This window comes from Variovorax sp. P4_D9, assembly GCF_056401695.1.
The window spans coordinates 1-18,161 of record NZ_JBFUIU010000093.1 but is presented as its reverse complement, the minus strand read 5'-3'; the positions used below and the strand labels follow the sequence as shown (position 1 = coordinate 18,161).

Below are 18,161 nucleotides of genomic sequence, written 5' to 3'. Positions count from 1 at the left end.
TGGCGGCGTCGAGCAGCACCATCTCGACCGCGGCATGGTTCGTGATGGCCACGCTGCCGCTCTGGCGAACCTGGCGCACGACGTCGCCCCATTTGTTCTTGACCTGCGAGGCGTTCTGGCGCGGCAGGTCATGGAGGGCGGGCAGGGCGGTGATCATGGCAGCTCCCGAGTGGAGTTGCCATTATGGCAAAAATAGCCAGATCGTGCGCTGGATGTCCATTTCGAGCGAGCAGGCAGAGCAGAAGAGCAGCAGCAGCAGCGAGACGACCTGCTCGCGTCCATCAAGTCGAAAACAGGTCTTCAGAATCGCAGCTTGATCTCAGAGGATGCTGCCGCAGGCATTTGCGCTGCATCAAGGCGCCGGTGTGCGCCATGCGCGATGCTATGAACTCTTTGTCGCCGCAGACGCGCCTGGCGTCCTCAAAAGCAAACCAATGATGAATCGTACTTTCTCGGATTCACTTCGTAGGGACGGCTACCTTGACGTCGCGCTCGAATGGCAAAGGGAGTTGCTCGACACCTGGGCGCTTGCGCAGCGCCACCAAAACTGCACATCATGAACATCTGGACGAATTCAATACTGAAAGCAGTCGGGTTCGGCGTGGCAACGCTGTTTGCGACCCTGGTCCTGGTGGCCGCTGGACTAAGCGACAACGACGAAGTGCTGCAAGTCGGCTGGTTCGATGTGTCGCAGCGATGAGCGGACTTTGAATACTCAGGGCTTCGAGGCCTGCGCTGTGGGTTCGGCGGTCGGCCCGGCTTCCTGGCCCGTATAACCCAGCCTCAGACTGGTGGCATGCGCCTCGCGCCGCACGGCGCGGGCGATCTCGCCATCCACCGCCGGGTCGAAACCGCCCGTGGCGCCGAGGGCCGTGATCACCGCGCAGACGCGGCCCGTGAAATCGAAGACCGGTGCGGCCACCGCGCTGATGCCGCGCAGGTAGGTGTCCTTCACGGTGGCGCAGCGTGCAGCCTGGACCTCGCGCCGCAGGACCTCGATCGGCTCCGACGCCGGCAGGAGGGCGCGCATCTCGCTGGAGGCCGCCGCGAGTTCGTCCTTGGCCATATGCAACACCCGCGCCTCGTCGAGCAGGCCCAGGAACACGCGTCCGGTGGCCGACCACAGCAAGGACATCACCGAACCGGCACGCACGTTGACGGTGACTGGCAGGCCGGGCTCCTCGAAGCGCATGATGGTCGGCCCGCGGTTGCCCATCACGGCGACGAAGCAGGTGATTTCGAGGCTCTCGCGCAGGCGGACCAGCGCCGGCTCGGCCTGCCGGATCGGTTCTGCCTGGCGCATCGCGGCCAGGCCGATCTGGATCAGTTCGGGGCCGAGAAAATAGCGCTGCGTCGTGGCGTCCTGGTCGACCAGCCCTTCCTGCATCAGGCTGGCCAGGTAGCGGTGGACCTTTGCCGGACTCTCGCCGACATGCGCCGCCAGCGCCGTGAGGCTGGCCGTTCCGCCGATCGCCGCCAAGCCTTTCAGCACCACCATGCCGGTCTCCGCGGATTGCACCCGCTGGCGGCGCTCGGGTGTGCGCGAGGCAGACGGCGCTTCGGACGGCTGCAGGGGTGGCTCGTTTCGGTTCATGGCTGTTTTGATCGGGTGTATGCGGTATTGGGTGCAGACTGCTCCCGCGCGACCCGCATCGTAATGAACGGGCAAAAAAAGAGAGCCATCGGTGGGTGGTCCACTCTGGATGGCTCTGGAGAGCCGCCGACCGTTGCCGATCGACGTACTTGCAACGCAGACATGTTGGAGCGCGCGGCTGCTGTGGATGTTCCCCTCATCGGGCAGTTTCCGGGTACCCCGTGGAAACCCGAGCGCGTGATTACGCATTGCGTATAACAATTACGCTAAATTTTCCAGGAGACGCCCCCAATGAAGAAGCTGATTGCCACCGTGCTGCTGGCCGTGCCCTTCCTGGCCACCCCCGTGGCTGCCCAGTCCGCCTTTCCGTCGAAGCCGATCCGCTGGCTGGTGCCCTATGCGGCTGGCGGCGGTTCGGATTTCCTCGCGCGCACGATCGGGCAGCGGCTGTCGATCCAGGTCGGCCAGCCGGTGCTGGTCGACAACAAGCCCGGCGGCAACACGGCGCTCGCCGCTGCCGAGATCGCTCGCGCTCCGGCCGATGGCTACACCGTGCTGTCGGCCGACAATGGCACGCTGGTCTTCAACCCGGCGCTGTATAAGAGCCTCTCGTACATTCCCGCCAAGGACCTGGCCCCGGTCACGTTGATGGGGCGCTTTCCGATGATCCTGGTGGTCGGACCCGGCAGCGACGCGAGCAGCGCAAAGGACTTCATCGCCAAGGCCAAGGCCAAGCCCGGCGGCACCAACTACGCGTCGGCCGGTGCCGGCAGTCCGCACCACCTCGCGATGGAACTGCTCAAGATCGAGGCCGGCCTGTTCATGGTCCACGTGCCCTACCGGGGCGCCGCCCCGGCGCTGGCTGACGTGGTGGGCGGGCAGGTGCCGGCGATGATGGTCGACCTCGCCGCCGGCGCCGGCTTCATCAAGAGCGGCAAGGTCAGGCCACTGGCGGTGGCGAACCCGACTCGTCTGCCGCAACTGCCCGAGGTGCCGACCTTCGCCGAACTGGGCTTCAAGAATGTCGAGGCCGCCGCGCTGGTCGGCATGGTGGTGCCGGCAGCGACCCCGCCCGAGGTGATCGCCACGCTCAACAAGCATGTGGTGGCTGCGATCCRCGACCCGGCCGTGCACCAGCGGCTGATCGATTTCGGTGTCGAGCCGGTCGGCAACACGCCAGCCCAGTTCGCCGAACTGCTGAAGAGCGAGACGGCGCGCTGGCAGAAGCTGATCCACGATCTCCACATCACGCTCGACTGAGGAGCTCCCGATGACCACTCCGCAACCCGTGGCGCCCGCGGGCGGCTGCCCTTTCGCTTCCCAGCGTCCGAGTCACCTGACGCCGACTGGCTGCCCGGTCAGCCAGCGCGCGGCCGAATTCGATCCCTTCGAGGACGCCTACCAGCAGGACCCGCCCGAGTCCCTGCGCTGGGCGCGCGAGCAGGAGCCGATCTTCTGGAGTCCGAAGCTGGGCTACTGGGTGGTCACGCGCTATGAGGACATCAAGGCGATCTTCCGCGACAACATCAGCTTCAGCCCTTCGATCGCGCTCGAGAAGATCACGCCCACCAGCGAGGACGCGAACGCGGTGCTGGCCTCCTACGGCTTTGCCCTGAACCGCACGCTGGTCAACGAGGACGAGCCGGCCCACATGCCGCGGCGGCGCCTGCTGATGGAGCCCTTCACGCCCGACGAACTACGCCACCACGAGCCGCTGGTGCGCAAGCTGGCGCGCGAGTACGTCGACCGCTTCATCGACGACGGCCGCGCCGACCTGGTCGATCAGATGCTGTGGGAGGTGCCGCTCACGGTGGCGCTGCACTTCCTCGGCGTGCCCGAGGAAGACATGGACACGCTGCGCAAGTACTCGATCGCGCACACGGTCAACACCTGGGGCCGGCCGAAGCCGGAGGAGCAGGTGGCGGTGGCGCACGCGGTCGGCAACTTCTGGCAGTTCGCCGGCCAGGTGCTCGACAAGATGCGCCAGGACCCTTCGGGGCCGGGCTGGATGCGCTACGGCATCCGCAAGCAGGTCGACCACCCCGAGGTGGTGACCGACTCCTACCTGCATTCGATGATGATGGCCGGCATCGTGGCCGCGCACGAGACCACCGCCAACGCCACGGCCAACGCGATGAAGCTGCTGCTGCAGCACCCGGACACCTGGCGCGAGATCTGCGAGGACCCGGGCCTGATCTCCAACGCGGTCGAGGAATGCTTGCGCCACAACGGCTCGGTGGCGGCCTGGCGGCGGCTCGTCACGAAGGACGTGGAGGTCGGCGGCGTGGCGCTGCCGGCCGGCTCGAAGCTGCTGATCGTGACCTCGTCGGCCAACCATGATCCGCAGCAGTTCGCCGATGCCGACCTGCTCGACATCCGGCGCGACAACGCTAGCGACCACCTCACCTTCGGCTACGGCTCGCACCAGTGCATGGGCAAGAACCTGGCGCGCATGGAGATGCAGATTTTCCTGGAGGAGTTCACGCGCCGGCTGCCGCACATGCGGCTGGCCGAGCAGCGCTTCAGCTACCTGCCCAACACCTCTTTCCGCGGGCCCGAGCACCTCTGGGTCGAGTGGGATCCATCGCTGAACCCCGAACGCCGGCAGCCGGCGCTGCTCGATGCGCAGACGCCGGTTCGCATCGGCGAACCCTCGCGCCATGCGGCGACCCGCACGGTCGTCGTCGAGCGCGTGACCCCGGTGGCCGAAGGCATCGTCAGGCTGCGCATGGTCGCGCTCGACGGCCGGGCCTTGCCGCGCTGGACGCCGGGCGCGCACATCGACGTCGAATGCGGTGGCCCCGAGCTGTCGCGCCAGTACTCGCTGTGCGGCGACCCGGACGACGCGCAGGCGTGGGAGATCGCGGTGCTGCGCGAGGCCGATGGCCGCGGTGGCTCGGCCTGGGTCCACGGCCAGCTGAAGGCCGGCGACCACCTGCGCATCCGCGGTCCGCGCAATCACTTCCGGCTCGACGAGGCGGCGCGCAAGCTGATCCTGATCGCCGGCGGCATCGGCATCACGCCGGTGAGCGCGATGGCGCGGCGGGCCCGGGCGCTCGGCCTCGACTACCAGCTGCACTACAGCGGCCGCCGGCGCAGCACCATGGCCTTCATCGACGAGCTGGCCGCGCTGCACGGCGAGAGGCTGCACCTGCATGTCGGCGACGAAGGCCGGCGCAACGACTTCAAGGACTTGCTGGCACGGCCCGAGGCCGGGATGCAGGTCTATGCCTGCGGCCCGCAGCGCATGCTGGACGCCCTCGAGGCCTGCTGCGCCGGCTGGCCCGAGGACGCGCTGCGGATCGAGCACTTCGCATCGAGCGTCGGCACGCTCGACCCGTACAGGGAGCATGCCTTCGAGGTCGAGCTCAAGGACTCCGGCATCACGGTCACGGTTCCGGCCGACCGGACGCTGCTGAGCGCGCTGCGCGCCGCCAACGTCGACATCCCGAGCGACTGCGAGGAAGGGCTTTGCGGGACCTGCGAAGCGCGCGTGCTCGGCGGGGAGGTGGACCATCGCGACCTGGTGCTCACGCGTGCCGAGCGCGAAGCTCAGTCGCGCATGATGACCTGCTGCTCGCGGGCGCGTGGTGGCAGGCTGGTGCTGGCGCTCTGAGCGTCGAGATTCGAGAGAGGCAGGATCCAGAAGGCACCAGGCGCGCCCGGCTGCGCCAGCCGCCGACACGAAGAATTGACGCCTAGGCGGGTGCCAGCACCACGCCTTCGGACGGCGCCAGCACCAGCGGGCCTTCGATGAGCCGTGCGCGCGCGGGAGCCGTCGAGGCCAGCACGATCGGATGCGCCGGCAGCAACGCGGGCGACACCGTCGCCGGGCCGGCGCCGAAGTTCAACAGCACTACCAGCCTCTGCCCCTGCGCGATGCGCGCGTACGCCAGCACATCGGCCTCGCTGTCGAGTGCTTCGTAAGCGCCACGGTTCAAGGCGGGCTGCGCGCGGCGCAGCGCGATCAGCTGCCGGTACAGCGCCAGCATCGACGCTGGATCGCGCGACTGCGCCTCGACATTGCGCTTGGGCCAGTCGGGCGCCAGGCGCAGCCACGGCGTGCCGGTCGTGAAGCCGGCCTGCGGCGCGCCGCTCCACTGCATCGGCGTTCGCTGCAGGTCGCGGCCCAGCCCCTTGCCGGGCTGCTTCTTCTCGAACGGGTCCTGCACTTCCTCGTGCGGGATGTCGACGTCGGTCATGCCGATTTCGTCACCGTAATAGAGAGTCGGCGTGCCACGCAGCGTGAGCAGCAGCATGGCCGCGAGCCGCGCCATCTGCGGACCGACGCGGCTTGCGATGCGCGGCTTGTCGTGATTGCCCAGCACCCAGTTCGGGGCGGCGCCGGTGGGCAGGGCCGCCTCGTAGTCGCGCACCAGGCGGTCGATGCGCCGGGCCTGCCACTCGGCGCCAATCAGCTGGAAGTTGAAGGGCAGCTGCACGCCTTCGAGCACGCCCTCGGCATTGGCGCCGTAGTAGGAGACCAGGCGCGCCAGCGGCAGGTAGAGCTCGCCGATCAGCACGCGAGACGACCGGGCGTCGCTGAAGGCGTCGACCACGCGGCGCATCTCGGCCACGATCTGCTGCATCTCCGGCCGGTCGGCGGTGTAGAGCGGCGTCCAGCGATGCGCCGGGTCCTGGCCGGCCACGTAGTCCGGATTCGGCGGGTTGTCGCGGAACTGGTCGTCCTTGATCAGGTGGTAGAGCACGTCGACGCGGAAGCCGTCGACGCCGCGGCGCAGCCAAAAGCGCAGCACCTCGTACATGGCGGCGCGCACCTCGGGGCTGCGCCAGTTGAGGTCGGGCTGCTCTTTCAGGAACGAATGGCAGTAGAACTGACCGGTGGCCGGGTCCAGAGTCCAGGCCGGCCCGCCGAAGTTGCTGAGCCAGTTGTTGGGCGGGCCGCCGCCCGGTGCCGGGTCGCGCCACAGGTACCAGTCGCGTCGCGGGCTGCTGCGTGCGCTGCGGCTCTGCACGAACCATGGATGCTGGTCGGACGTGTGGTTGGGCACGAAGTCAAGGATCAGCTTCAACCCCCGTGCATGAACCTCTCGCAGCAGGGCATCGAAGCCGGCCAGGCTGCCGAAGCGCGAGTCGATGGCGCAAAAATCGGAAATGTCGTACCCGAAGTCCACCATCGGCGAGGGGTAAATCGGTGAGACCCAGACGGCGTCGATGCCCAGCGAGACCAGATGATCGAGCCGGGCGCGGATGCCGTCGAGGTCCCCGATGCCATCGCCGTTGCTGTCCTGGAACGAGCGCGGATAGACCTGATAGATGATTCCGTTCTTCCACCAGGAGTCGGCCGACATCGCGTTCCTTTCAACGTGCAAAGCATTCCATTCTTCCCCAGAAAGGGCTGTCGAATGATCAAAGACCTCTGGTACAAGAACGCGGTCGTGTACTGCCTTTCGTTGGAGACCTTCATGGACTCCAACGGCGATGGATGCGGCGACTTCGAAGGCCTGACGCGGAGGCTCGACTACCTGCACGGGCTCGGCGTCACCACCGTCTGGCTGATGCCCTTCCAGACCTCGCCCGGACGCGACGACGGCTATGACGTGTCCGACTACTACAACGTCGATGCGCGTTATGGCACTCTTGGCGATTTCGTCGAGTTCACGCATGCGGCACAGCAGCGCGGCATGCGCGTGCTGATCGACTTGGTGGTCAATCACACCTCGGACCAGCACCCGTGGTTCCAGGCGGCCCGCAAGGACCGCGACTCTCCCTACCGCGATTGGTACGTGTGGGCCGACAAGAAGCCGGCCAACGCCGGCGAGGGCATGGTCTTTCCGGGCGTGCAGAAGTCGACCTGGAGCTTCGACAAGGTGGCCAAGCGCTGGTACTTCCACCGCTTCTACGACTTCCAGCCCGACCTGAACACCAGCCATCCGCGGGTGCAGGCCGAGATCCTGAAGATCATGGGCTTCTGGACACAGCTCGGCGTTTCCGGCTTTCGCATGGACGCCGTGCCCTTCGTCATCTCGACCAAAGGGGCGGACGTCACCAGGCCGGTGCCGCAATACGACATGCTGCGCGAGTTCCGCGAGTTGCTTCAATGGCGCCAGGGCCAGGCCATCATCCTCGGCGAGGCCAATGTGCAGCCGCGCACCAACATGCAGTACTTCGGCGACGAGGGCGAACGCATCCACATGATGTTCAACTTCCATGTGAACCAGCATCTGTTCTATGCGCTCGCGAGCGGCGACAGCCGGCCCCTAGCCAAGGCACTGGAAGCGACGCGCCCGCGCCCTGCCACCTCGCAATGGGGCTTGTTCCTGCGCAACCACGATGAGCTCGACCTGGGCCGGCTGACACAAGCGCAGCGCGAACGGGTCTTTGCCGAGTTCGCCCCCGAAAAGGACATGCAGCTCTACGACCGCGGCATCCGCCGCCGCCTCGCGCCGATGCTCGGCAGCGACCGCCGCCGGCTCGAGCTGGCCTACAGCCTGCTGCTGACCTTGCCCGGCACGCCGGTGCTGCGCTACGGCGACGAGATCGGCATGGGCGACGACCTGTCGCTGCCCGAGCGCAACTGCGCCCGCACGCCGATGCAGTGGTCGACAGAGCCGCACGGCGGATTCACGGCGGCCGGGAAGCCCGTGCGGCCGGTCATCTCCGGCGGGGCCTACGGTTTCGAGCATGTCAACGTCGCGGCGCAGCGGCGCGACCCGGATTCGCTGCTCAACTGGACCGAGCGCGCGCTGCGCATGCGCCAGGAGATCCCCGAGGTCAGCTGGGGCGATTTCAAGGTGCTGCCGCAGCCGCGCCAGTCGGTGCTGGTGATGCGCTACGCGTGGCGCAACAACGTCGTGCTCTTCGTGCACAACTTGGTTGCCGACCCGCTGGAGATCGAACTCGCCGCCAGCGCCATCGGTGCCGGCGGCGAGCAACTCACCAACCTGCTCTCGGAAGACCACAGCGAGGCAGACGCCGATGGCCGCCACTGCATCCTGCTCGAGCCCTACGGCTACCGCTGGTTCCGCGTCGGCGGACTCGACTACCTACTCAAGCGCAGTGACGTCTGAAGCGGTGTGGCGGCGCTAAGCTCCTTGCATTTTCCACCCGCCGCGGGGCGCGAAGGCGACTACCAGGGTCACGGGGCGCTGGGGCCAGGGCAGGGCGCGATCCCCAGCCCGATGTCGCGCGCCGACTTCTCGCGGCTGGTCGCGAGCCAGAATGAACTCTGGAAGAAGGTCATCCAGGACATCCGATTCGAAAAGCTCTGAAAGATCCGCCGTGCCAGAATTCTTGTTTCACCACGCAGCCGTCGCCATCGATGCCGAAGGCATCGCCACCATCGCGATCCGTGAAGCGAAGTCGCTCAACATCCTGAGCACGCCGGTCATCGCCGACCTGACCGGCGCGCTGCGGCAGCTTGCCGGCGATGCGAGCGTCCGGGCCGTAGTCCTTCGCGGCAGCGGCGACAAGGCCTTCGTCGGCGGTGCCGACATCAAGGAGATGAGCGCGCTCGATGTCGGGTCGGCGAGGACCTTCATCGACAGGCTCAGGCAGCTTTGCGAAGCGGTGCGCCAGTTTCCAGCGCCCGTCATCGCGCGGATACCCGGCTGGACGCTGGGTGGCGGCCTCGAACTCGCGTTGGCTTGCGACATCCGCATCGCCTCCAGTCAGGCGGAGTTCGGAATGCCCGAAGTCAAGGTCGGGATTCCTTCGATCATCCATGCAGCGTTGCTGCCGCGGCTGATCGGCAACGCCCGTGCCAACTGGCTCTTGCTGACCGGTGACAACATCGATGCCGAACGCGCGCTGTCGTGGGGCCTGGTCGATGCCGTGGTTGCGCCCGAGAGTCTCGACGCCGAAGTCGCGCGCACCGCCGCTCAGTTCGCTTCTCTGGGGCCGGTGGTGGTGCGGCAGCAAAAGCGGCTGCTGCGCGAATGGCAGCACGAACCACTGGAGACCTCGATCCTGAAGGGCGTGGACGAATTCGCGAGCGCTTTCGCAACGGGTGAGCCGCAGCGGTACATGAAGGCTTTCATCGACGAGAAGGCGCGCTCAGATCAATAGGCCGGCCCGCACGTTCGAAGTCACGACTTGCTCGCCAGCGCTCGCGGTGCGTGGACGCCGGCATCGCCGTCGACCTCGGCCTCGGCCTCGGCATAGGCCCGGCCACCGGGCACCAGCGCGGAGTGCGCGCGGCGCGAATGGATCAGCGGATAGAACATCTCGACGAACCAGCGCTCCTTGCCGAACACCAGGTCGTCCTGCAGGCCGACCTTTGCCGGGTAGCGGCGCGTGATCTTGGCCGTGCCAAAGAGCAGGTCCCAGACGAACAGCAGGTTGCCGAAGTTGCCCTTGTAGTGGCCGATGCCGTCGTCGTTGGTGAGCGCGTGGTGCGCCCAGTGCGTGGCTGGCGTCGAGATCGTGCGCTCCAGCATCCAGGCCAGCGGATGCAGCCACTTGATGCGATAGAGCGGCGCGTCCCACGGCACCGCGCTGTGGGCACCCAGGATGATGGTCAGCTTGATCACGATGTAGACCAGGTAGACGTTGCCGAAGCCCAGGTAGATCAGCACGCCCGAGGCCCACAGGCCGGGCATCATCAGGTAGTAGAAAAAGTTGTTGCGGTAGGTGACGCGGATGCTCATGTAGTGCGCCGTGTGGTGCGCGCGGTGCAGCGGCCACAGCAGCGGCGAGTGCGAGATGCGGTGCCACCAATACTGCGTCATGTCGTCGGCGACCAGCAGGATCGCGCCCATGGCCCACCACGGCAGGTGCGCCCAGGTATCACGCTGCGCCGGCATCAGGAGCGCACACAGCTTGGCCGTGACGGCGAAGACGAGGGGCTGGGAGAAAGCCAGCAGCGACAGGAACATGAACAGTTCCAGCTTGGTGTCGTCGGCGGTGGCGTGGAAGTCCTTGTGCTTGCGGGAGCCCACTTCGAGCAGCGCAAAAAACAGAAGGATCGCCACCAGGATGGTGTTCTGGACCAGGTTCACGCTTTGTCTCCTTTTTGGGGAATGTGGGCCCTGGCACGTGTCCGGGCTCCTTGGAGCGCGATTCTTGCGATTTCCACCTATTGAGTCCAATGCATAGTGGGGGTAATTTCAATGCAGTGACTGCAATTTGTCATTGAGGAAGTCGCATGGACCTCAAGCGTTGGACGCACATCGTCGCCGTCGCCGACCGCCGCAGCTTCATCCGGGCCGCCGAGCAGGTGCACCTGAGCCAGCCGGCCCTCACGCGCAGCATCCAGGCGGCCGAGGCCGAGCTCGGCTTGTTGCTGTTCGACCGCGGCAGCCAGGAGGTGGTGCCGACGCCGGCCGGCGAGTTCATCGTCGCCCGCGCGCGCCGCCTGGTGTTCGACAACCGCTGCCTGGAGCGCGACATCGCGCTCTACCGCAGCCTCGAGCTCGGCGATACCGCCTTCGGTGCCGGCCCGTTTCCCGCGGCGACCTTTCTGGCGCCGCTGCTGGCCTCGATGCGGCGCGAGTTCCCGCGCATCAACCTGCGGCTCGAGATCAGCAACTGGCAGCTGCTGCTGACGCGACTGCGGGAGGAGGACATCGAATTCTTCGTCGCCGACACGCGCGACCTGCCGACCGACAGCAGCCTCACGCTGCGCCCGCTGCGGCAGGAGCCTGGAGGCTTCTACGTGCGCGATGGCCACCCGCTCGGGCACCGCGGGCCGGTGACGCTGCCGCAGCTGTGGTCCCATGGCGTGCTGTCGGTGCGGCTGCCCGCGGCCGTGAGGGCCACGTTCGCTCGGCTGCTGGGCCTGCCGTCGGCCAGCGACCTCTCACTGGCGCTCGAATGCGACGATGTCGGCTTGCTGAAGGCGATGGCGCTCGATTGCGACTCCGTGCTCGCTGCGCCGCACGCGGCGGTGGCGAAGGAACTCGAGGCCGGCGGGCTGCGGGCGCTGGCGGTCGAGGGCCTGCCGCTCACCGCGTCCGAGATGGGCGTCGTGACGCTGAACGGGCGCACGCCGTCGCCGATGGCCCGGCTGATCATCGGCCGGCTGCCGGTCGGAGCCTCGGCGGCGGGCCCCGCGTGAGCGTCGCATCCAGCCCACGACTGCCGCCGCGCGGGTCACTCCGGCCCCTATCATGGCGATCCGACAGTCCTATCGAGGCCACGAACACGATGCGTTCATTCCTGCACGGCCGGTCCCCGGCGAGGTCCTTCCTCTTCACGTTCTGCGGCCTCGGCGCCACGCTGGCTTGCCTTCCGGCCGCGGCCCAGAGCCTTCCATCGACCAACGACTGGCAGTTCGAATTCATTCCCTACCTTTGGACGCCCGGTGTCCGGTCCGACCTGAAGCTCGGGCCCCTGCCCGGCAGCACCGTCTCGGTGAAGTCCACGACCCTGCTGAAAGCGCTGGATTTCGGCGCCATGGGCACGCTGGAGGCCCGCAAGGGCGACTGGGGCGGCTTTCTCGACATGCAGTACATCAAGCTCGGCGTCTCCAACCAGGTCGCCGGTGGGCTCCTGGGCGGCTACAACGTCGACTACGTGCAGCAGATCTACACCATTGCGGGCACCTACCGCGTGTTCAACGGGCCGTTGGCCGTCGACGTGCTCGCGGGCGGCCGCTATCTCAATGTCAAGACCGACGTGGACATCGCGCCGAGCCTGCGTGACCTCGGAGGCCTGATCGAGGACTCGCGCAGCGGCTGGAACGGCATCGTGGGCGTGCGCGCCCTCATGCCGCTCAACGACAAGTGGTCGCTGCTGGGCTACCTGGACGTGGGCGAGGGCAGCGCCTCCTCCAGCAGACAGGCCGTGGCCGGCGCCAGCTACCAGTATTCGCCCACCGTCTCGCTGAAGTTCGGCTATCGCTACCTGAGCTACAAGATTGACGACGGCCTGCTCAACAAGATGGCGTTGGGCGGGCCCTACTTCGGCGCCGGCTTCAAGTTCTAAGTCGCTATTCGAGCGCCGAGGCCGGCCCGAAGAACTCGTAGCGGGCCTGCCGATCAGGCACGCCCAGCGTCCGCAGCGCGCTCTTCACCTGCTGCATGAAGGGCTTCGGGCCGAGGAAGTAGGCATCGATGTTGCGCGTCGCCGGCAGCCACTGCGCGAGCTTCTGGGCGTCGAGCCGGCCCACCGCGTGCGGCGCATCGCCCTGCGCTGCGTCCTTGGCCACCACTTCGTAGCAATAGAAGCGCTCGAGTTGCGGGTGCTTGTGCGCCAGCGCATCGATGGCGTGCCGGAAGGCGTGAACGCTGCGGGTGCGTGCGCAGTGGATGAAATGCACTGCGCGCGATGTCTTCAGCGCGGCCTCGAGCATCGCCAGCGTCGGCGTGATGCCGACGCCGCCGCTTATCAGCACCAGCGGCCGCTCGCTCGCTTCCAGCGTGAAGGCGCCCGCCGGCGGGAACAGCTCGACCGTCGCGCCTTCGCCGACCTGGTCGTGCAGGTGGTTGGAAGCCAGGCCGCCGGCTTCGCGCTTGACGCTGATGCGGTAGGTCTTGCCGTTCGGCGCCGCCGACAGCGAGTAGTTGCGGCGGATCTCGTTGCCGTCGACCTCCAGCCGCAGGCCGATGTATTGGCCCGGCTTGAAGTCGAGGATCGCCCCGCCATCGGTCGGCGCGAGGTAGAAGGAATCGATCTCCTCGCTCTCGGCCTCCTTCTTCACCACCGTGAACGACCGGGCGCCGCGCCAGCCGCCCGGTGCATCGGCGCGCTCATCGTAGGCCTGCTTCTCGGCGCCGATCAGGATGTCGGCGAGCTGGCCGTAGGCCGCGGCCCAGGCGTCGATCACCTCGTCGGTGGCGATCTCGGCGCCCAGCACCTCGCGAATGGCGCGCAGCAGGCAGGCGCCGACGATCGGGTAGTGCTCGGGTTGCACCTGCAGCGCGACGTGCTTGTTGACGATCTGGCCGGCGAGGTCGCCGAGCGCCTCGAGCCGGTCGATGTTCTTGGCATACATCAGCACGCCGTTGGCCAGCGCCCGCGGCTGGTCGCCGCTGGCCTGGTGGGCCTGGTTGAAGAGCGGCCGCACTTCGGGGTGCTCGGCGAGCATGATCCGGTAGAAGTGGGTCGTCAATGCCTCGCCGCCGGTTTCGAGTAGCGGCACGGTGGCGGTGACGATGGACTTTTGTTGGGTGGTCAGCACGAAAAGGGCTCCTGGAGTTCACATGGGATGTCTTGTGCACTGCAATACCCGTTCCAGCCACAGTCACCAGGAAAATCAATGACTTGGCGTGATCAGTGTCTTTTTGACTCGAATAACATCATGTCTCAATGACTCATACTCGTGTCCATCTGACTGCGGACAAGCTGCTCGAAGCGGTTGCGCCGCTGGTCGCCGACATGGCCGCCGGCCTGCCCGGCGAGGAACTCTATCGTCGCTTGCTGCAGTCGCTGCGGGTGTTGCTGCCCTGCGATGCGGCGGCGCTTCTTCGGCTGGAAGACGGCAGCCTGCTGCCGCTGGCGGTCGATGGCTTGAGCCGCGACACGCTGGGCCGCCGTTTCCGGCTCGCCGAGCACCCGCGCTTCGCGGCGCTGCTGGGGGCCGGCGGGCCGCTGCGCTTTCCGTCCGACAGTGCGCTGCCGGATCCCTACGACGGCCTGGTCGAGGGAGTGCATGGCGATCTCGACGTGCACGACTGCGTCGGCTGCCCGATCCAGCTCAACCAGCGGATCTGGGGCCTGCTCACGCTCGACGCCCTGCAGCCCGACCGCTTCACGAAAGCAGACCTCGCGGCGCTGCAGCTGTTCGCCAACCTGGCCGCGTCGATCGTCACCGTGGCCGGCCGCATCGAGCAGCTTGAGAACCGGGTTGCGCTCGAGAGCCTGCGCGCCGAGGGCTTCAGGCTCGCCGCCGCGCCGCGGGCACGCGAGCTGATCGGGCGCAGTGCGGCCATGCGCCAGTTGCTGGCCGACATCCAGCTGGTCGCCGGCAGCGAGCTGTCGGTGCTGATCCAGGGTGAGACCGGCGTCGGCAAGGAGCTGGTCGCGGAAGCGATCCATGCCGGCTCCGCGCGCGCGGCGCGACCGATGATCAGCCTCAACTGCGCGGCCTTGCCCGAGACGCTGGTCGAGAGCGAACTTTTTGGCCATGTCAAGGGCGCCTTCACGGGGGCCGGCGGCGACCGCCCGGGCAAGTTCGAGCTGGCCGACGGCGGCACCCTGTTCCTCGACGAGGTCGGCGAGCTGTCGATGCCGGTCCAGGCCAAGCTGCTGCGCGTGCTGCAGAGCGGCCAGCTGCAGCGCCTGGGCTCCGACCGCGAGCATCGGGTGGATGTGCGCCTAATCGCGGCCAGCAACCGCGACCTGGCCGAGGAGGTGAGGGCCGGGCGGCTGCGGGCCGACTTCTATCACCGCTTGAGCGCCTATCCGCTGCGCGTGCCGCCCCTGCGAGATCGGGGCCGCGACGTGCTTCTGCTCAGCGGCTTCTTCCTCGAGGAGAACCGCTCCCGGCTCGGCATCGGTGCCGCCCGGCTGGATGCGAGCGCGCAGGCGGCGCTGCTGGCCTATGGCTGGCCGGGCAATGTGCGCGAAATGGAGCACCTGCTCGGGCGCAGCGTGCTGAAGGCGCGTGCCCGGCATCCGCAGCGGCCGCGGATCCTGAGCCTGAGCGCGGAGGATCTCGAACTGGAGGCGCACCCCGCCGATGCCGCGCCGGCCGCGGCAAACCCCGAGCCGACAGCGCCGCCGGACAACGGCGCCGGCATCTCGACAGAGGGCGAGCCGCTCCAGCACGCGGTCGATGCGCTGAAGCGCGAGCGGGTCCGGGCGGCGCTGGCGGCGCATGGCTTCAACCGGGCGGCGGCGGCGCAGGCCCTCGGTCTCGACCGAGCCAACCTGATCCGGCTCGCGAAGCGGCTGGGCGTCGCGCTGGAGCCCGGCAAGGGGCCGGGCGCGGCGCCCTGAGGCCTTCAGGCCAGGATGCGCAGGCCGGCGGCGCCGGCTTCGGTGCGGCCGATCACCGCGGCGGCGCCGAAGCCTTCGCTGCGGAAGATCTCCAGCACCGCATCGACCGCCTCGGGTGCGCAGCTCACGAGCAGGCCGCCGGCGGTCTGCGGGTCGCTCGCCAGTGCCTGCGCGGTGGCCGGCAGGTCGGCTGTGAGTTCGACCTCCGCGCCGTAGCCGCTCCAGTTGCGGCCCGATGCGCCGGTCACGAAGCCCTCGGCGGCCAGCGCTTCGACGCCTGCCAGCAAAGGCACCTTCGACCACTCGATCACGGCGGTCAGTCCGGCCCCGCGCGCGAGTTCCAGCGTGTGTCCGGCCAGGCCGAAGCCCGTGACGTCGGTCAGCGCATGCACGCCGGACAGCGCCGCCAGCGCGATGCCCGGCGTGTTGAGCCGCGTCGTGCAGTCGATCAGCTGGCGGTAGCCGGCCTCCGGCAACTGCTCCTTCTTGAGCGCCGCCGACAGCACGCCGACGCCGAGCGGCTTGCCGAGCACCAGCACGTCGCCGGCCCGGGCGTCGGCGTTGCGCTTGACCTGCGCCGGATCGACCAGCCCCATCACCACCAGGCCATAGATCGGCTCGACCGAGTCGATGGTGTGGCCGCCGGCGATCGGAATGCCGGCCGTGCGGCAGACATCCTGGCCGCCCCGCACGATCTCGCCGATGGCCTCGAGCGGCAACTGGTCGATCGGCATCGCGACCAGCGCCAGCGCCATGATCGGCTTGCCGCCCATCGCGTAGACGTCGCTGATCGCATTGGTGGCGGCGATGCGGCCGAACTCGTACGGGTCGTCGACGATCGGCATGAAGAAGTCGGTGGTCGCGATCAGGGCCTGGTGGTCGTTTAGCCGGTAGACCGCGGCATCGTCGGCGGTCTCGATGCCGACCATCAGCTCGGGCGGCATCAGGCCGCCGGCGCCGCTCTTGAGGATCTGCGAGAGCACGCCGGGCGCGATCTTGCAGCCGCAGCCGCCGCCATGCGAGAAGTTCGTGAGGCGCAGCGGTGCCAGCGGATTGACGGGGCGGGGAGAGAGGGAATCGGTCATGGCGGCAAGCGAATCGGAGGGATGCCCATTATCGAAGCCGCGGCGCCGGCGTGCCTTTCTACAATCGAGGGTTGTCCGCTCATTCACGCTCCGGCGTCGTCCATCCATGAAAACACTCTCCCGCCTCGCTGTCGCGCTGGCCCTGTCGGCCTGCGCCGTGGCTGCCCTGGCCCAGGGCAAGGTGCTGCGCGTTTCCGCCATTCCCGACGAGGCGCCGACCGAGCTGCAGCGCAAGTTCAAGCCGCTGGGCGACTACCTGCAGAAGGAAACCGGCATGGACGTGAAGTTCACCCCGGTGACCGACTACGCGGCGGTCGTCGAGGGCCTCGCCACCGACAAGCTCGACCTCGCCTGGCTCGGCGGCTTCACCTTCGTGCAGGCACGCATCCGCACCAACGGCGGCGTGGTGCCGATCGTGCAGCGCGCCGAGGACAAGGTCTTCACCAGCAAGTTCATCGTGCCGGTCGACAGCAGCGCCAAGACCCTGGCCGACCTGAAGGGCAAGACCTTCGCGTTCGGCGCGCCGTCCTCCACCTCGGGCAGCCTGATGCCGCGCTACTTCCTGCTGCAGGCCGGCATCGATCCCGACAAGGACTTCAAGACCGTGGCTTTCTCCGGGGCGCACGACGCCACCCTGGCCTTCGTCGCCGCCGCGCGGGCCGAGGCCGGCGTGCTCAACGCCTCGGTCTGGGACAAGCTGGTCGAAGCGAAGAATCCGAACGCGGCCAAGGTGCGCGTGCTGGCGACCACGCCGACCTACTACGACTACAACTGGACCGTGCGGCCGGGCCTCGATCCGGCCGTGACGAAGAAGCTGACCGAGGCCTTCCTGAAGCTCGATCCCGCGAACCCGGCCCACAAGGAGATCATGGACCTGCAGCGGGCCAGCAAGTTCATTCCGACGCAGTCGTCCAACTACGACGGCATCGAGTCCGCGGCCAGGTCGGCCGGCATGGTGAAGTGATGCGACCCTCGCGTGTCGCCGGACCGGCCGCGTGAGCTTCTCGCTCGATGCGGTTGGCCTGGTGCATCCGAACGGCCACCGCGCGCTGCAAGGCGTGACGCTGGCGGCCGGCGCCGCCGAACGGCTGGCCATCATCGGCCCCTCGGGCGCCGGCAAGACCACGCTGCTGCGGGTGCTCGGCGCCGCGCTGCGGCCTGGCGAGGGCGCGGTGCGGCTGCTCGACGAATCCCCCTGGCAGCTGCCGGCGCCGGCGCTGCGACGGCTGCGGGCGCGCATCGGCACCGTGCACCAGAGCCCGCCGATCGCGCCGCGGCTGCGCGTCGTCACGGCGGTGCTCGCGGGGCGGCTGGGCCAGTGGTCGCTGCCGCGCGCGCTCTGCTCGCTGCTGCTGCGGCCGTCCGACCTGCCGGGTGCGCACGAGGCGCTGTCGCGGCTGGCGCTCGAGGACCGGCTGTTCGACCGCTGCGATCGCCTGTCGGGCGGCCAGCTCCAGCGCGTCGGCATCGCCCGCGTGCTTTACCAGCGGCCGGCTCTGCTGCTGGCCGACGAACCGGTGTCGACGCTCGACCCGACGCTGGCCGAGGCCGCGCTGCAGACGCTCGTCTGGCTGGGCGAGGCACCCGGGGCGACGCTGGTGGCCTCGCTGCATGCGGTCGACCTGGCGCTGCGCTGGTTC

General features: G+C 68.1%; 18 protein-coding genes. 12 read left to right on the top strand and 6 right to left on the bottom strand.

The window, feature by feature from the left end:
- Positions 1-157, bottom strand: a 157-nt coding sequence (locus AC1DY5_RS13020; protein ID WP_478111836.1) for a type II toxin-antitoxin system prevent-host-death family antitoxin, incomplete at its 3' end; no start/stop codon positions are given.
- Between the two features lie 169 nt (positions 158-326).
- Here AC1DY5_RS13020 and AC1DY5_RS13015 point away from each other — a divergent pair.
- Complete coding sequence (locus AC1DY5_RS13015; RefSeq protein WP_478111835.1) at positions 327-560, top strand: hypothetical protein; 234 nt, start codon at positions 327-329, stop codon at positions 558-560.
- On the top strand, positions 557-700 hold the full coding sequence (locus AC1DY5_RS13010) for a hypothetical protein (RefSeq protein ID WP_478111833.1): 144 nt from the start codon (positions 557-559) through the stop codon (positions 698-700). Before AC1DY5_RS13015 ends, AC1DY5_RS13010 begins: the two co-directional genes overlap by 4 nt.
- Before the next feature lie 15 nt (positions 701-715).
- On the opposite strand, the gene AC1DY5_RS13005 is transcribed toward AC1DY5_RS13010, so the two are convergent.
- Positions 716-1,594, bottom strand: a complete 879-nt coding sequence (locus AC1DY5_RS13005) for an IclR family transcriptional regulator (protein WP_478111831.1) — start codon at positions 1,592-1,594, stop codon at positions 716-718.
- A gap of 291 nt (positions 1,595-1,885) precedes the next feature.
- Here AC1DY5_RS13005 and AC1DY5_RS13000 point away from each other — a divergent pair, with 291 nt between their 5' ends.
- A complete protein-coding gene (locus AC1DY5_RS13000; RefSeq protein ID WP_478111830.1) occupies positions 1,886-2,854 on the top strand; it encodes a Bug family tripartite tricarboxylate transporter substrate binding protein in 969 nt (322 codons plus the stop codon).
- A gap of 10 nt (positions 2,855-2,864) precedes the next feature.
- On the top strand, positions 2,865-5,210 hold the full coding sequence (locus tag AC1DY5_RS12995; protein WP_478111829.1) for a cytochrome P450: 2,346 nt from the start codon (positions 2,865-2,867) through the stop codon (positions 5,208-5,210).
- Positions 5,211-5,292: 82 nt separating this feature from the next.
- On the opposite strand, the gene AC1DY5_RS12990 is transcribed toward AC1DY5_RS12995, so the two are convergent.
- Positions 5,293-6,906: an alpha-amylase family glycosyl hydrolase gene (locus tag AC1DY5_RS12990; RefSeq protein WP_478111827.1), complete on the bottom strand. Its 1,614-nt coding sequence runs from the start codon at positions 6,904-6,906 to the stop codon at positions 5,293-5,295.
- 54 nt (positions 6,907-6,960) lie between these two features.
- On the opposite strand from AC1DY5_RS12990, the gene AC1DY5_RS12985 reads away from it, so the two are divergent.
- Genes AC1DY5_RS12985 through AC1DY5_RS12975 form a run of 3 tightly spaced genes read left to right on the top strand, consistent with a single transcriptional unit; the run spans position 6,961 to position 9,622 of the window.
- Positions 6,961-8,625 carry an alpha-amylase family protein gene (locus AC1DY5_RS12985; RefSeq protein ID WP_478111826.1) on the top strand — a complete coding sequence of 555 codons (1,665 nt, stop codon included), beginning with the start codon at positions 6,961-6,963 and terminating at the stop codon, positions 8,623-8,625.
- A gap of 24 nt (positions 8,626-8,649) precedes the next feature.
- Positions 8,650-8,826: a hypothetical protein gene (locus AC1DY5_RS12980; RefSeq protein ID WP_478111825.1), complete on the top strand. Its 177-nt coding sequence runs from the start codon at positions 8,650-8,652 to the stop codon at positions 8,824-8,826.
- 10 nt (positions 8,827-8,836) lie between these two features.
- The gene (locus AC1DY5_RS12975) at positions 8,837-9,622 is read left to right on the top strand and encodes an enoyl-CoA hydratase (protein WP_478111824.1); all 786 of its coding nucleotides are present in this window, start codon (positions 8,837-8,839) and stop codon (positions 9,620-9,622) included.
- Between the two features lie 20 nt (positions 9,623-9,642).
- On the opposite strand, the gene AC1DY5_RS12970 is transcribed toward AC1DY5_RS12975, so the two are convergent.
- Positions 9,643-10,554, bottom strand: a complete 912-nt coding sequence (locus AC1DY5_RS12970; protein WP_478111823.1) for a sterol desaturase family protein — start codon at positions 10,552-10,554, stop codon at positions 9,643-9,645.
- Between the two features lie 146 nt (positions 10,555-10,700).
- Here AC1DY5_RS12970 and AC1DY5_RS12965 point away from each other — a divergent pair, with 146 nt between their 5' ends.
- Both AC1DY5_RS12965 and AC1DY5_RS12960 read left to right on the top strand, forming a co-directional pair.
- Entirely contained in the window at positions 10,701-11,612 is a 912-nt protein-coding gene (locus tag AC1DY5_RS12965) for a LysR family transcriptional regulator (RefSeq protein ID WP_478111822.1), read from the top strand.
- A gap of 89 nt (positions 11,613-11,701) precedes the next feature.
- The gene (locus AC1DY5_RS12960) at positions 11,702-12,481 is read left to right on the top strand and encodes a YfaZ family protein (protein WP_478111821.1); all 780 of its coding nucleotides are present in this window, start codon (positions 11,702-11,704) and stop codon (positions 12,479-12,481) included.
- A gap of 4 nt (positions 12,482-12,485) precedes the next feature.
- On the opposite strand, the gene hmpA is transcribed toward AC1DY5_RS12960, so the two are convergent.
- Entirely contained in the window at positions 12,486-13,676 is a 1,191-nt protein-coding gene (hmpA, locus tag AC1DY5_RS12955; protein WP_478111820.1) for an NO-inducible flavohemoprotein, read from the bottom strand.
- 128 nt (positions 13,677-13,804) lie between these two features.
- Here hmpA and norR point away from each other — a divergent pair, with 128 nt between their 5' ends.
- Positions 13,805-15,436, top strand: a complete 1,632-nt coding sequence (norR, locus tag AC1DY5_RS12950) for a nitric oxide reductase transcriptional regulator NorR (RefSeq protein WP_478111819.1) — start codon at positions 13,805-13,807, stop codon at positions 15,434-15,436.
- A 5-nt stretch (positions 15,437-15,441) separates the two neighbouring features.
- Here the strand turns inward: norR and selD are convergent, their stop codons facing one another.
- On the bottom strand, positions 15,442-16,521 hold the full coding sequence (selD, locus tag AC1DY5_RS12945; RefSeq protein WP_478111818.1) for a selenide, water dikinase SelD: 1,080 nt from the start codon (positions 16,519-16,521) through the stop codon (positions 15,442-15,444).
- 106 nt (positions 16,522-16,627) lie between these two features.
- On the opposite strand from selD, the gene AC1DY5_RS12940 reads away from it, so the two are divergent.
- The gene (locus AC1DY5_RS12940; RefSeq protein WP_478111817.1) at positions 16,628-17,485 is read left to right on the top strand and encodes a putative selenate ABC transporter substrate-binding protein; all 858 of its coding nucleotides are present in this window, start codon (positions 16,628-16,630) and stop codon (positions 17,483-17,485) included.
- A gap of 31 nt (positions 17,486-17,516) precedes the next feature.
- A partial coding sequence (locus tag AC1DY5_RS12935; RefSeq protein WP_478111816.1) for a phosphonate ABC transporter ATP-binding protein occupies positions 17,517-18,161 on the top strand: 645 nt, incomplete at its 3' end.